This window comes from Aminithiophilus ramosus (assembly GCF_018069705.1).
Classification (GTDB): Bacteria; Synergistota; Synergistia; order Synergistales; family Aminithiophilaceae; genus Aminithiophilus; species Aminithiophilus ramosus.
Map to the genome: position 1 here is coordinate 1,311,911 of NZ_CP072943.1, position 13,821 is coordinate 1,325,731.

General features: G+C 64.3%; 14 protein-coding genes. 10 read left to right on the forward strand and 4 right to left on the reverse strand.

The genetic code is table 11. The annotated features are described in order from the left end of the window. Positions 1–145 precede the first annotated feature (145 nt). Positions 146–1,453 (reverse strand): Na+/H+ antiporter family protein, encoded by a 1,308-nt coding sequence (locus KAR29_RS05950; protein WP_274374696.1) that lies wholly within the window; start codon positions 1,451–1,453, stop codon positions 146–148. Between the two features lie 463 nt (positions 1,454–1,916). On the opposite strand from KAR29_RS05950, the gene KAR29_RS05955 reads away from it, so the two are divergent. Continuing rightward, positions 1,917–2,717, forward strand: coding sequence for an alpha/beta fold hydrolase (locus KAR29_RS05955; RefSeq protein ID WP_274374697.1), 801 nt, complete (start codon positions 1,917–1,919; stop codon positions 2,715–2,717). Between the two features lie 229 nt (positions 2,718–2,946). On the opposite strand, the gene KAR29_RS05960 is transcribed toward KAR29_RS05955, so the two are convergent. The 3 genes from KAR29_RS05960 to KAR29_RS05970 form a co-directional block, all read right to left on the reverse strand. Then, complete coding sequence (locus tag KAR29_RS05960; protein WP_274374698.1) at positions 2,947–3,129, reverse strand: hypothetical protein; 183 nt, start codon at positions 3,127–3,129, stop codon at positions 2,947–2,949. A 242-nt stretch (positions 3,130–3,371) separates the two neighbouring features. Beyond that, the gene (locus tag KAR29_RS05965) at positions 3,372–4,172 is read right to left on the reverse strand and encodes a LacI family DNA-binding transcriptional regulator (protein WP_274374926.1); all 801 of its coding nucleotides are present in this window, start codon (positions 4,170–4,172) and stop codon (positions 3,372–3,374) included. Between the two features lie 33 nt (positions 4,173–4,205). Then, on the reverse strand, positions 4,206–5,849 hold the full coding sequence (locus KAR29_RS05970) for a nucleoside kinase (RefSeq protein WP_274374699.1): 1,644 nt from the start codon (positions 5,847–5,849) through the stop codon (positions 4,206–4,208). 502 nt (positions 5,850–6,351) lie between these two features. Here KAR29_RS05970 and KAR29_RS05975 point away from each other — a divergent pair. From KAR29_RS05975 to KAR29_RS06015, 9 genes are all read left to right on the forward strand, one after another. Next, positions 6,352–7,053, forward strand: a complete 702-nt coding sequence (locus KAR29_RS05975; protein WP_274374700.1) for a FadR/GntR family transcriptional regulator — start codon at positions 6,352–6,354, stop codon at positions 7,051–7,053. Between the two features lie 20 nt (positions 7,054–7,073). Next, a complete protein-coding gene (locus tag KAR29_RS05980) occupies positions 7,074–7,634 on the forward strand; it encodes an HD domain-containing protein (protein WP_274374701.1) in 561 nt (186 codons plus the stop codon). 31 nt (positions 7,635–7,665) lie between these two features. Further along, on the forward strand, positions 7,666–8,946 hold the full coding sequence (locus KAR29_RS05985; RefSeq protein WP_274374702.1) for a 3-isopropylmalate dehydratase large subunit: 1,281 nt from the start codon (positions 7,666–7,668) through the stop codon (positions 8,944–8,946). A gap of 19 nt (positions 8,947–8,965) precedes the next feature. Beyond that, positions 8,966–9,490, forward strand: coding sequence for a LeuD/DmdB family oxidoreductase small subunit (locus tag KAR29_RS05990; RefSeq protein ID WP_274374703.1), 525 nt, complete (start codon positions 8,966–8,968; stop codon positions 9,488–9,490). Positions 9,491–9,503: 13 nt separating this feature from the next. Beyond that, positions 9,504–10,760 carry a 3-isopropylmalate dehydratase large subunit gene (locus tag KAR29_RS05995; RefSeq protein ID WP_274374704.1) on the forward strand — a complete coding sequence of 419 codons (1,257 nt, stop codon included), beginning with the start codon at positions 9,504–9,506 and terminating at the stop codon, positions 10,758–10,760. A 3-nt stretch (positions 10,761–10,763) separates the two neighbouring features. Continuing rightward, the gene (locus KAR29_RS06000; RefSeq protein WP_274374705.1) at positions 10,764–11,258 is read left to right on the forward strand and encodes a LeuD/DmdB family oxidoreductase small subunit; all 495 of its coding nucleotides are present in this window, start codon (positions 10,764–10,766) and stop codon (positions 11,256–11,258) included. A 94-nt stretch (positions 11,259–11,352) separates the two neighbouring features. Continuing rightward, positions 11,353–12,606 carry an isocitrate/isopropylmalate dehydrogenase family protein gene (locus KAR29_RS06005; protein ID WP_274374706.1) on the forward strand — a complete coding sequence of 418 codons (1,254 nt, stop codon included), beginning with the start codon at positions 11,353–11,355 and terminating at the stop codon, positions 12,604–12,606. A gap of 70 nt (positions 12,607–12,676) precedes the next feature. Continuing rightward, positions 12,677–12,949, forward strand: a complete 273-nt coding sequence (citD, locus tag KAR29_RS06010) for a citrate lyase acyl carrier protein (RefSeq protein WP_274374707.1) — start codon at positions 12,677–12,679, stop codon at positions 12,947–12,949. Then, positions 12,946–13,821, forward strand: coding sequence for an HpcH/HpaI aldolase/citrate lyase family protein (locus KAR29_RS06015; RefSeq protein WP_274374708.1), 876 nt, complete (start codon positions 12,946–12,948; stop codon positions 13,819–13,821). The genes citD and KAR29_RS06015 overlap by 4 nt, the downstream gene beginning before the upstream one ends.

Consider the following 13,821-nt stretch of genomic DNA (forward strand, 5'->3'; position numbering starts at 1 on the left):
GGGAGGCCGAAAAACGGGATGCACTCGATGGAGCGACGCGATACGGAGCCGGCAATCGCAGTGCCTCCTGGTTCCGCCCCAAAAAGGGCTGCCGCCGTGATTCCGGCGGCAGCCCTTCGAGATCCCTTTCCGGAGAAAAAACAAATCAGTAGAGCAAAAGAGCTCCGATCATCGCGAAAAGGATCAGCGGGATGTTGAAATGGAGGAAGGTGGGAACGCAGGTATCCCAGATGTGATCGTGCTGTCCGTCGGCGTTCAGCCCCGACGTGGGACCCAGGGTCGAGTCCGAGGCGGGGGAACCGGCATCGCCCAGAGCGGCGGCGGCGGCGAGGAGGCAGACCGTCGCCCCCGTCGAGAAACCCAGCTTCAGCGCCAGGGGGCAGTAGATGGCGGCGAGAACGGGGATGGTCCCGAAGGAGGTCCCGATGCCCATCGTCACCAGCAGCCCGACGAGAAGCATGAGGAGAGCACCGTAAAACCGGCTGCCGCCCACGAGACCGACGACGCTCTCGACGAGGCCGTCGACGGCCTTCGTCTCCCTGATGACGGACCCGTAACCGGCGGCGACGAGCATGATGACGGCGATCATCCCCATGATGGCCATTCCGCCCGACATGACCTCTTCGAGGCGGCGCCACTTGAGCGTTCCCGTTGCCGTCATGAGGGCCAGGGCGGCCACGGCTCCCAGGGGCAGGGAACTCGTCTTGAGCTGGATCACGAAGGCCACGACGACGGCGGCGAGGGTAAGCCAGTGCCTGCCTTCGAAAGCGTCGGCGGCGGGAACCTTTTCGAGTCCCACGACGGGGCGATCCTCATAGTCCCGCGCCTTGGCGTAGGAGACGAAAATCGCCAGGAGAAGGCCGAGAGCCATCCCGGCGCCGAGGATCCAGGTGAAGGGCCAGACGTCGCCGCGCGTCACGACCATGCCGTTGGCCGTCATCTGGTCGGCGAGGATGCCGTGGAAGATGAGGCCGAAACCGGCGGGAATGGCGATGTAGGGCGCCTTGAGACTGAAGGTGAGGGCGCAGGCCACGGCACGGCGATCTTGGCGGAGCCTGTTGAAAAGGGCCAGCAGGGGGGGAATCAGGATGGGAATGAAAGCGATGTGGATGGGAATCAGGTTCTGAGAGAAACAGCCCAGGCCGGCCAGGAGAAGGAGGAGAAAGGCCTTCCTGTTGCCGACCACCTTGGCGAGACGGACGCTGAGAATCGAGGCCAGCCCCGTCTGGCTGATGGCCACAGCCAGAGCGCCCAAGAGAATGTAACTCAATGCCGTCTCCGAGTTTCCTCCCATGCCTCCGATGAGCGTGCTCATCGTCGCTCCCAGAGGCATGCCCGCAGCCAGACCGGCCACGAGGGCCGAGACGATCAAAGCCAGAATGATGTTGAGGTGGAGAAGACAGAGGACAATCATGACCACCACGGAAAGAACGACGGGGTTCGTCAGAATCACGGGTCCAACCTCCTCGAACGATTTTTGCGGCGTCTTCCGCGCGAGTTTCCCCTGTTCTTCACCTCCTCGCCGAGACTCCCTGGGTCGGGCAGCCTCGTCTGGGAACCCCGCAGGGAACCGCCCTCCGCCGCGATCTCAACGACCAAGCCGAAGACGGTCCACGAAACTTTCAGACAAATCCGGGGACGCCATCGTATATACTAAAGTAAGGGCGGCCTGTTCGTCCAGGGTTTTTTCTACGGTCCCTGCAACGGTCAGCCATTGAACGTTTCGTTCGATCGCCCCCTGACCTCGTCTGAGCCCTTCCGGCTCCCCTGCGGGCTGTCGCCCTTTCCAGCGACTCCCGCCGGACAGAGACCGACGAAAGCGCCGTCACCTTCGGCCTCTGTCGCCGAAGGCTCCTTCGGGACGGGAAGGGCCCTCCTGAAAATCTCTCTTCACGGAAGGCGGGAATTGCAGCGAAATGAGAAAAATCCTCAGAACAACGGCGGCCGGCGCCCTTGGCCCCGTTTCCGTCGAGGCCCTCCTGGGCCACGAAAAGAGCCCCGTCGTCGTCCTCCTCCATGGCGTTCACGGCACGGCCAACCTGACGGAGGAGAACAAATACGGCAAGCTGGCCCGGATGCTGGCCTCCGACGCCGACGTCGTCATCGTCGAGACGAGCCGCCTCTGCCGCGATCCTCAGGCCTTCGGCGACGACCGCGGCGGCTGGGCGAAAGCCGCCTTCATCGGCAAGAGTTACGCCATGGAACTCGGCGATGTCCTTGCCGGCCTGGCCGCAGCGGCCGACTTCGGCCTGAAGGGACGTCCTCTCTGGCTCTGGGGCTTCTCCCTGGGAGGTCTCCACGCCGTCATGATCGCAGGAGGCGAGGCAAAACGCCTTCTCGCCCGAGAGGGCCTCGAAAGCGCTTTCGAGCTGCCGGGCCCCCTCGACGGCCTGGCCCTGTCGGGCAGCGGACTCGAGGGCAGAAAGGAACTCGAGGGAAGCGGCTTTTTCTCTCTCCCCATCCTCGACAGCCTGCCGTCGACGGAAATCCTCGCCAGGGCGGCCCGGTCCGCCCGCGTCCGCCGGGCCCTCTCCTTTTACGGCTCCCGGGACGGCACCTTCTCCGAGGAGGCCTGCCGCGATCTTTTGGGCTCCATCGGGGCGACGGAGAAAGGTTTCCACGTTCTGGAAGGAGCCGACCACGCCTTTCGTACCCTTTACGGCGAGAGCTCCGACGAACCGCTGCGGACCATGATGAGCCTTCTCCTTCCCCTCTGAGAAAGCCCGGAAAGAGCCACGCAGGCCGAGGAATCAACTCCCCCGGCCTGTCCCGCTTCACCGACAGAAACGTTCCGCGCCGCGACGGTTTCGCTGCCCACCCTTTCGACGCGGCGTTTGGCCGCCCGCCGAGAGCCTCTTCGGTGGCCCGCCGTCGTGAAGGTCCGCTTGAAAGGAGGGCCGCCCTGACGGGCGGCCCTCCTTTCAAGCGGACCTTTTAAGCGGAACTCTAGAGGGCGACGGAAAGTCCCCGGGCCGTGGGAAAGGCGACGACGACGGCCGAAGCGGCCGAGAGGTCGAGAAACCAGTCGCCCGATTCGTTCTTGCACCACGAGCCCTGAGAGTTCCCGCAGCAGCCGATCGGTTCCTGTCCCGCCATGAACCAGTTGCCCTTACCGTCTTTCTGCCACATGATGACGCCTCCTCTTTCTTCTCCAAGCACAACCTCTCTTCTTTTTGCCACCGACGGTGAAAAGAACCCCCTCTGGGGCTTCATCTTCGTCGACTGGAAAGGTCTGCCGAGAAACGAGGATTCATCCGTTTCGCCTCCGTAGGTTGAGATTCCCTTTTCGAGATCCTTTATAGCAGGGAGTCCGAGATAAGTCAACCCCGGTTCAACTGTTATTCGCCCAATGAACACAAGCCTTTTTGGGTTTAGTCGCGAGGCAAGAGGAGGGGCGGGGCGAGGCGTATCTCTCCCGGCCTCGATCCCTGGCCTCGGATGAGGTTGAAGAGGAGCCGTCCCGCAAGGACACCGATATCGAAGGCCGGCCAGGGAACGGAAATCCAGTTACAAAAGGCGGCGATCTCCGGTCGGCCGCAGAGGACGGCCCTCGCCGGCAGAGGCGGCCTCGGCAGGAGGCCGTCATAGAGGGGCAGAGCCCTCGCCCTGTCGGGGGGCTCGGGAAGAAGAAGGGGCAGGGTGGGAAAGAGGGGCTCATCGCCCTGAAAGAGGGCGATCCCCTCCTGACCGGCCAGGGCGAGCAGGGATCGGGCCAGGCGAGTCTCGTCGATGACGAGGGCGCTGCCCCGGGAGAGGGAGCGACCGAGAGTGACGAGAGGGAAATCGGGCTCCTCGTCGGGGAGGCCGTCGAGCCAGAGGGCGCCGTCGACGCCCCGCCCCTTGAGAAGGCGCAGCGCCCGAGCCCTCGAGCCCGAGGCGACTCCCGAGGAGAGGACGAGGAGACTGAGCCCCCTCTTGGCCAGAACGCGCTCCAGGCCGGAGAGGAGCTCGCCCGTCCAGGGATGGGCCAGGGCGGGCAGAACGACGCCGACGACATCGGTGCGGCGGCTCGAAAGCCCCTTGGCGACGGCGTTGGGCTCGTAACCGAGACGACGGGCCACGTCCCACACGTTCCGTCGCGTCGTCGGCGAAATCCGGGGGTCCCCTCTGAGGACGCGGCTCACCGTCGCCTTGTTGACGCCGGCCTCGCGGGCCACGTCGGCCATCGTCACCGCCAAGAGAATCCCCCCGCGGAATGGCGTTTTCTACAGATCAAAGCAGCTTCCTCCGATGAACTCCCGGAGAATGGAGTTGTTGGGAACCTCCTGGGAGCGGATGAGGGGCATGAAACGGAGCATGGCCAGGAGACGCTGAGCCTCTCCGTAATAAGGCGAATCGTCGACGACGCAGCGCAGAAGGGGCTCGACGTAGGCCTTGAGGACGGGCAGCTCGTAGGGCAGGGCCGAGTTGAACATGACGTCGGCCCCCTCCTGATAGGGGAAGATGTGCTTCTGCGACCCCCGGATCACGGAAGGCCACTGGGACAGCGTCGCCTCGGGAGACTTGCCCCGAAGCCGATGATCGCGGACGAGGCGTCGCAGGAGGCGGTTGTCGGTCGTGCTCGTCCTGTTGTGGCGATCGAAGTTGACGGCCGTGAGACAGGAGACGTAGATGAGAAACTTTTCCTCGGCCGGGACGGACCGGGTGAGACGGCCGTTCAGGCCGTGGATTCCCTCGATGATGAGAATCTCGCCCGGCGAAAGGCGCAGCCTCGGTCCCGTCACGCGCTTTCCCGCCAGGAAATCGAACCGGGGAAGGATGACCTCCTTCCCGGCCAGGAGGGCCTCGAGATCGCCGTTGATCCTGTCGATGTCGAGAGCCTCGAGGGCCTCGAAGTCGTAGCGCCCCTCCTCGTCGCGAGGCGTATGTTCCCTGTCGACGAAATAGTCGTCGAGGGAGATCGTCACCGGTCTGAGACCGCAGACGCGAAGCTGAACCCTGAGGCGGTTGGCCGACGTCGTCTTGCCCGACCCGGAGGGGCCGGCGATGGATACGAGACGGAGCTCTTTCCTCGCGGCGATCTCGTCGGCCAGGCGGGAGAAACGTTGGGCGTGAAGGGCCTCGGAGATGAGGATCAGCTCCAGACAGGACCCCGAGGCGATGAGGCGGTGAAGGCTCTCTGCCGTGCCGACGCCCAGGACCTCCGTCCACCGGGAGTACTCGCGGAAGACGCCCGTCAGCTTGTGGGGCGGCTGAAAGGGCGGCAACTCCCGCGGAGAGGCGACGGTGGGGAAGCGCAGGACCAGCCCCTGCTCGTAGGAAACGATGTCGAAGACATCGACGAAGGCCGTCGACGGGGCCAGAGGTGCGTAATAGAAGCCGTGAACGCCGTCCATGCGGTAGACCTCGATAGGGTCGATGGCGGCCCAGCGAAGGAGGCTGGCCTTCTCCTCGTTGCCCTGGCTCTCGAAAAGAGAGCGAGCCCGATCGAGAGGGAGGACGACGCGCTCGATCGGGAGATCGGCGGCGACGAGTTCTTCCATGGCCCGCATGATGACCTCGACCGAGGCCCCGTCGATGGGGCCCGAGGCGAACTCGCAGTAATAACCGTCACTGATGGAGTGACGGACGCAAAGACGCTCGTTCAGCACCTGACGACAGACGACGACGAGCATGAACGAGAGCGTTCTCCGGTAGATCTCCATCCCTTCGAAGCTGCTCGTGTCGACGAAAGCCACGTCGGCATCGGCGTCGACGGACCACCGCAACGTCCTCAGGTAATGATTGACGCGCCAGGCGATGACGCGTCCGGGAAAGACCGAAAGGGAACGAGCCAGGACATCGAGGCCCGAAAGGGGTTCCTCGCAGACCAGGGAATCGTCGTCTGCGACACGTACCGTAAAAGTCATCGTTCCATTCCTCCTCGTTCACTGCCCTTCGAAAAAGCCGTCGGTAGCGCGCAGAGGCTCCCGTAACGGGCCATCCGCCGTGTCGCCTCGGAGCGGCGCGTTCCTCCGACGTCCAGGCGGCACGGCAGGCCAGAATCGCAGGGCACGAAAGGTCGATCCCGCCTGCGGCCACGGGGCTCCATCCCGGGAGGGGCAAAATCCGCCGCAGAGGCTGCTCCCTCGGCGGAGGAGGGACTCCGCCTCCCTGCCTCATCATAGCAAAAGACCGACCCGTCGTCTTTAATCCTCCCTCTTCCTCTGGTCCGACCGGCATGGTACACTGGAGCCCTTCTGGTCCGATCCGAAAGGCGAACCGGTCAGACCCAGAAAGTTCGGGATCTGCAAGGAAGCAATTATAGCCGATCCGCCTCATTTCGCAGAATTGACAGACAGATTCGGGCCTTGATTCGCAACGCAAATTGGGCTATAAAGTGTACTGGGTGGCCCAGAGGAGGGAACAGCCTTGGCCGAAAAACGCATGAAACAGACCCGCATCTACGAAAAAGTCGTCGAGGAGCTGAAAAGCCACATCGCCGACGGCGCCCTGAAACCGGGAGATCCCCTTCCCCCGGAGCGGCAGCTCATGGAGGACATGGGCGTCAGCCGCAGTTCCCTCCGGGAGGCCTTCCGCGTCCTCGAGCTCATGGGACTCATCGAGAGCATCCCCGGAAAGGGGCGTTTCGTCCGCCGCCCTCGCGGCGACGGCAAGGAGGGCGACATGCCCCTCGAGGACGAGGCCGTCCTGGAACTGATGGAGGCCCGGCGCATCCTCGACCCGGCCATCGCCTCCGAGGCGGCCCGGCGGGCCCTTCCCTCGGACCTGACGAAGCTGCGGCGCATCCTCTCCCACACGGAGGACTACCTCGATTCCCTCGACCACCGGGCCCAGTTCGATTTCGACTTTCACCTGGCCATGGCCGAGGCGACGCAGAACTTCATCTTCTCCAACGTCGTCAAGCTCATGTTCAACCTCATCATGACGACCCATGACAGGATCTACGGCCTTCTTCACGACAAGGAGGCCTTTCTGAACGAACACCGCGCGCTCTACGAGGCCATTCTGGATCACGACGCCGAACGGGCGCGGAGCGAGGCGTCGCATCATATCGACCGGGTCTACAGGACCCTGCAGGACTCCCTGGCCCTGGAGGCGGGGACGGATTAGGACCGGAAGGGATGGTAGAAATGAAAGACAAGATCCGCGAACTGCTGCCCGAGATCGAATGGATTCACGACAAGGAGCTTCAGGAGAAGGTCGTCGCCACCTACGAAGAGGCCCTCACCATCGGCGGCTGGGAGCCGGAGGACATGAAGTGGATTCCCTTCACCCTCCTCATCCCCAACTGCCCCACCTCTCTTCTCGTGCATAATCGGGGCGTCGTCCGCATCGCCAAGGCGGCCATGGACGAGTACAACGCCCTCTACAGAGACAAGGAGAACGGCGGTTTCCAGCTCGACAACGACGTCCTCGTCGCCGGCGCCCTTCTTCACGACGTGGGCAAGCTCGTCGAGTACGAGAAGAAAGACGGCAAGGCCGTCAAGTCGCCCATGGGCAAGGATCTGCGCCATCCCTTCTCGGGAACGGCCCTGGCCATCAAGAACGGCATCAGCTCCCGCATCGCCCACACCATCGCCGTCCACGCCAAAGAGGGCGACGGCGGCTACCGCAGCCCCGAGGCCGTCGTGATCAACAAGGCCGACTTCATCAACTTCGAGACGATCAAGTCCTTCCTGGGCCTGCTCTAGGCCCCACTCCCTCAAGGAGGTGCACGAGAAGATGGGCAAGACCATGATCCACAAGATCATCGAGCGGTCGGCAGGTCGCGAGGTGAGCGTCGGCGACCGAGTCTGGTGCAAGATCGACCTCTCGACGGCCCGCGATTTCGGCGGCGCCAACTGCGTGCTCCAGTTCCTCGACGTGACCGACAGGAAGGGCAGGGTCTGGGACCCCGCCAAGATCGCCTTCACCTTCGACCTTCAGGCCCCGGCCCACTCGGAGAAGGTGGCCGTGAACCAGAAGATCATCCGTGACTTCGCCAAAGACCAGGGCATCGAGAAGGTCTTCGACGTCAACTGGGGCATCGGCCAGCACGTGCTGCTCGAACGCGGCCACGTCAAGCCCGGCGACGTCATCCTCGGCACGGACAGCCACATGAACCTCCTCGGCGCCGTCGGCGCCTTCGCCACGGGCGTGGGCAACACGGACATCGTCGCCTCCTGGTTCGAGGGAACCAACTGGTTCCGCGTTCCCGAGACGATGAAGATCACCGTGACGGGCAAATTCGCCAAGGGCGTCTGCATGCGCGACCTGCTGACGAAGATCGTCGGCGACCTCAGGGCCGACGGCATGTTCTTCAAGGCCGTCGAGTTCGGCGGCGAGACGATCGAGGCCGCCTCCCTGGCCGACCGGATCACCCTCTGCTCCATGGTGACGGAGATGAGCGGCAAGGTGGGGCTCATCGTGCCCAACGGCGACGTCCTGGAGTGGCTCGTGGCCCGCGCAGGGGAAGAGGTCCGCGACCGGATCGAAGCCCTCGCGGCCGATGCCGACGCCGTCTACTCCGACGATCTCCACTTCGACGTGAGCGAACTCGAACCCATGGCCTCCTGCCCCGACGCCCCCGACAACGTCAAGACCGTCCGGGAAGTGGCCGGCAGCCACGTCGATCAGGTCCACATCGGCTCCTGCTCCAACGGCCGCTTCGAGGACATCGAGGCCGCCTACAAGGTCCTCGAGGCCGGCGGCTTCCGGGTTTCGCCCAAGGTCCGGACCATCGTCACGCCCGCCACGCGGGAGGTCATGAGAAAGTGCGCCGCCGCCGGCTACATCGAGAAGTTCCTCGACGCCGGCATCGTCTTCACCAACCCGACCTGCTCGCTCTGCACGGCCGAGCACTACGGCGCGCTCCCCTCGGGCGACGTGGGCGTTTCGACGACGAACCGCAACTTCATCGGCAAGGTGGGCAAGGGGAGTCACACCTACCTGATGAGCCCCATGTCGGCCATGGCCACGGCCGTCCGCGGCGTCATCACCGACCCGCGGGACATTCTGGGCTAAGGCGAGGAGGAAGGCGATCATGGAAAAGACGATCCTGCGCGGCAGGGCCTGGGTCTTCGGCGACGACGTCGACACGGACCTCATCTACCACAACAAGTATCTGGCCGAGACGGACCCCGCGAAGATGCCCCAGTACTCCTTCGAGTACTACCCCGGCAAGGAGAATTTCGCCAAGGAAGTGAAGCCCGGCGACTTCGTCGTGGCCGGCACCAACTTCGGCTGCGGATCGAGTCGCGAGCACGCCGTCTACTGCCTCAAGTACGCCGGCATCCCCGTCGTCCTGGCCGAGAACTACTCGCGCATCTACTACCGCAACGCCATCAACAACGGCTACCCCGTCCTCTTCATCCAGGGCATCTCTCAGGCCATCAAGGACGGAAAGATCGAGGACGGCGACGAGCTCGAAGTCGACCTCGCCAAGGGCGAAGTGAAGAACGTCACCAAGGGCACGGTCTTCCACGGCGACGCCGTGGCCGACCTGGAGAAGGACATCATGGCCGCCGGCGGGCTCATCGAGTACCTCAAGAGCCGCACGGCCCTTTAAGGAGGCGCACGTCATGGGCAAGACCTTCGCCGAAAAGGCCCTGGGACGGGCCGCAGGCTATGACGTCACGGCCGGTGAGATCGTCACCGTCGAGCCCGATTTCTGCATGAGCCACGACAACGCCGCGCCCATCGCCAGGACGTTCAAGAAGATCGGCGTCAAGAATGTCTGGAAGCCCGAACGGATCGTCTTCATCCTCGACCACGCCGTTCCCGCTCCCTCCGACGACCACGCCATCAACCACAAGGAGATCCGCGAGTTCTCGGCCGAACAGGGAATTCCCAACTTCTTCGACGTCACCAGCAGGGGCGGCGTCTGCCACCAGGTCATGTGCGAAGAGGGCTTCGCCCTCCCGGGCCTGATCATGATCGGCAGCGACAGCCACACCTGCACCTACGGGGCCTACGGCGCCTTCTCCACCGGCATCGGCCGCAGCGAGATGGCCGCCGCCTGGGCGACGGGCAAGATCTGGTTCAAGGTCCCCGAGAGCCTCAAGGTCACCGTCAAGGGCTCCTTCAGGCCCGGCGTCGCCGCCAAGGACCTGATCCTGACCCTCATCGGCGACATCAAGGCCGACGGCGCCGACTACATGTCCGTCGAGTTCCACGGACCGGCCATCGAGGCCATGTCCATCGCCGAGCGGATGACCCTCTGCAACATGGGCATCGAGATGGGCGCCAAGAACGCCGTCTGCCCCCCCGACGCCAAGGTCCTCGAGGCGATCAGGGGCAAGGCCAGGACGGATCGCTGGGAGGCCCTCTGGGCCGACGACGACGCCGTCTATGCCAAGGAGCTCGTCTATGACCTGGGCGATCTCGTCCCCTGCGTCGCCAAGCCCCATACCGTCGACAACTACGGTGCCATCGACGACGTGAAGGGCACGCCCATCCATCAGGCCTTCCTGGGCAGCTGCACCAACGCCCGCATCGAGGACCTGCGCGCCGCCGCCGCCATCCTCAGAGGCAAACAGGTGGCCGTGCGGACCATCGTCATTCCCGCCTCCTGGAAGGTCTACCGCCAGTGCTTGGCCGAAGGCCTCATCGAGACCTTCCTCGACGCCGGCTGCGTCATCACCAACCCCGGCTGCGGACCCTGCATGGGCAACCACGAGGGCATCCTCGCTCCCGGCGAGGCCTGCATCTCGACGGCCAACCGCAACTTCAAGGGACGGATGGGCAACAAGGAGAGCTTCATCTATCTGGCCAGTCCGCTGACGGTGGCGGCCTCCGCCCTCAAGGGCGAGATCGCCGACCCCAGGGAGGTGCTCTAGACCATGAAAATCACCGGCAAGGTCTGGAAGTACGGCGACGACGTCAACACCGACGTCATCTTCCCCGGCAAGTACACCTACACCATCAAGGAGCGCTCCGAGATGGCCAAGGTGGCCCTGGAGGACCTGGACCCCGAGTTCACCCAGAAGGCCCAGGCCGGCGACATCATCGTCGGCGGCAAGAACTGGGGCTGCGGCTCCTCGCGGGAACAGGCCGTGAGCTGCCTCAAGGAGCGGGGCATCGGCGCCATCATCGCCAAGAGCTTCGCCCGCATCTACTACCGCAACTGCTTCAACGAGGGGCTTCCCATCATCGTCTCCCCCGCGGCCGTCGAGGCCATCGAGGCCGGGGAAACGGTGACCGTCGATTTCGATTCGGGCAAGGTCCTCACCGCAAGAGGAGAGTTCCCCTTCCCCCCCTACCCCGATTTCGTGAAGGGGCTCATCGAGGACGGCGGCCTGATCCCCCACGTGAAGAAATCGCTGGGACTGAAATAGACCGCCGCACAGACGGACAAGAAGGGGCGGGACGTCCTCGTCCCGCCCACAGACAGGGCCCAGTGGGCCGCCATTACGGGAGGAGAGAGACGCTATGGCCAGCCGCAACGTCATGAAGGTCAAGGAGAAGAAGGATCGCTACCAGGTCTGTTACATGGCGGGCGACGACTCGGGCTTCGACATGATGGAGGGCGCCCTGCTCACCCTCGAAGCCATGGATCTGCCCATCGACTGGATCCGGGCCGACCTGGGCTGGTGCATGTGGGAGAAGTCCATCGCCAAGTTCGGCGAGGGCGATCCCCGGTGCAACACCGTTCCGCCCGAGACGATCGAGGCCATCAAGAAGACCGACGCCACCCTCATGGCCGCCATCACCTCCAAGCCGGGCGTGAAGGGCTTCAAGTCGGCCATCCTCCAGATGCGCCAGCTCTTCGACCTCTACATCAACTTCCGCCCCGCCAAGACCCTCCCCGGCGTCGGCACCCCCCTCAAGGGCGACCCCAAGATCGACGTCGTCATGTTCCGGGAAAACACGGAAGACCTCTACTCGGCCGTCGAGTTCCGCCCCCTTCCCGCCGAGATGTACGAGGTCCACAAGGGAATGGAGCGCTTCAAGACCAAGGGTGAAGTGGCCGTCTCCTGGCGCGTCTACTCCGAAGAGGGCTGCGAGCGGATCATCCGCGCCGCCTTCGAGTACGCCAAGGCCGTGGGCCGCAAGAAGATCACCAACTGCAACAAGGCCAACGTCATCCGCGCCACCGACGGCATGATGAAGGAGATCTTCTTCAAGGTCGCCAAGGACTATCCCGAGATCGAAGCCGTCGAGGAGAACGCCGACGCCACGGCCATGTGGCTCATCAAGAATCCCCAGGACTACGACGTCGTCGTCGCCAGCAACGTCTTCGGCGACATCCTCTCCGACGAGGCCAGCCAGCTCACGGGCGGCCTGGGATTCGCCCCCAGCGGCAACATCGGCGCGACGACGGCCATCTTCGAGCCCAGCAGCGGATCGGTGCCCAAGTACGCCCACCAGTACCGCGTCAATCCCTGCGGCATCCTTCTGACAGCCAAGATGATGCTCGACTATCTGGGCCTCGAAGACCAGGGCGCCCGCCTCGAAAAGGCCATCGGCGAAGTCCTCGTCGAGGGCAAGGTCCTCACCTACGACGTGCTCCGCGACTTCCGCCACGACCCCGACTGGGAGAAGAACGCCGCCTCCACCATCGAGATGGCCGCCGCCGTCGGCCAGAAACTCAACCCCCAGTTCACGGGCAAGCGCCTCGAAGAGGCCAAGGCCAAGGTCAAGGCCATGTGCGACTGGACCAAGACCGTCGGCTACGAGGACTAAGAGGGACCTCGTTCGCGGAGGCCCGCTCACCGCAGCGGGCCTCTTTTCGTTCACACAAGGAGGCATGATCATGAAAACGGCACAGGCTGGGACGCTGGAATCGATGGATTGCGTCGTGAGCCTCACCGAGGGGACGGCCGGAAGCGGCATGACCGTCACCCTCTCCGGGGCGAGCGCCGCCCGATTCGGCAAGACCATGGAAAAGACCGTCCTCGAAACGCTGCGTCAGATGGGAGCCGTCGACGCCGTCGCCAACGTCCAGGACAACGGCGCCCTCGATATCGTTCTGGCGGCCCGAGTCGAGGCGGCCTGGAAACGCCTGACCGGAGGTGACAGGTCATGAAGCTCCGCCGGACCATGCTCTACCTGCCGGGGAACAACCCCAACATGCTTCTGCGGGGCTGGCTCTTCGGATCGGACGGCCTCATTCTCGATCTGGAGGACGCCGTCGCCGTCCACGAAAAGGACTCGGCCCGCATCCTCGTGAGCCGCATCCTCAAAGAAGGCGAGTTCGGCGACTGCGACGTGACGGTCCGCATCAACGGCGTCGATACCGACCTCTGGGAAAAGGACCTCGAAGCCGTCGTGCCCTGCGGCATCGACGGCATCCGCGTCCCCAAGGTGGAAGGACCGGAAACGGTCCGGGCCGTCGACGAGGCCCTGAACCGAATCGAAAAAGAGGCCGGCATCGCAGTGGGAACGACGAAGATCTGCTGCCTCCTCGAAACGGCCCAGGGCATCTGGAACGCCTACGACGTGGCCAAGGCCTCTCCCCGCGTGGACGCCATCTGCCCCGGAGGCGAAGACCTCACGGCCGACCTGAGAACGCAGCGCTCCGTCGAGGGGACCGAACTGGAAGGTCCTCGGCGCCGCGTCGTCCTGGCGGCCCGCGCCGCCGGCATCGACGCCTTCGACACCGTCTTCCCCCGCATCAACGACGACGAAGGCCTCGTCAAAGAGACGACCTTCATCAAACAGCTCGGCTTCGACGGCAAAAGCGTCATCCACCCCCGCCAGATTTCCGTCATCCACTCCGTCTTCATGCCCACGGAAAAGGAGATCGACAGGGCACGGCGCATCGTCGCCGCCGCCAAGGAGGCCTCCGAGCGAGGTCTGGGAGCCGTCTCCGTCGACGGCCGCATGGTCGATGCCCCCGTGGTGAAACGGGCCGTTTTCACCCTCACCCGGGCCGGCCTCTTCGAGGAGGTGCAGTAA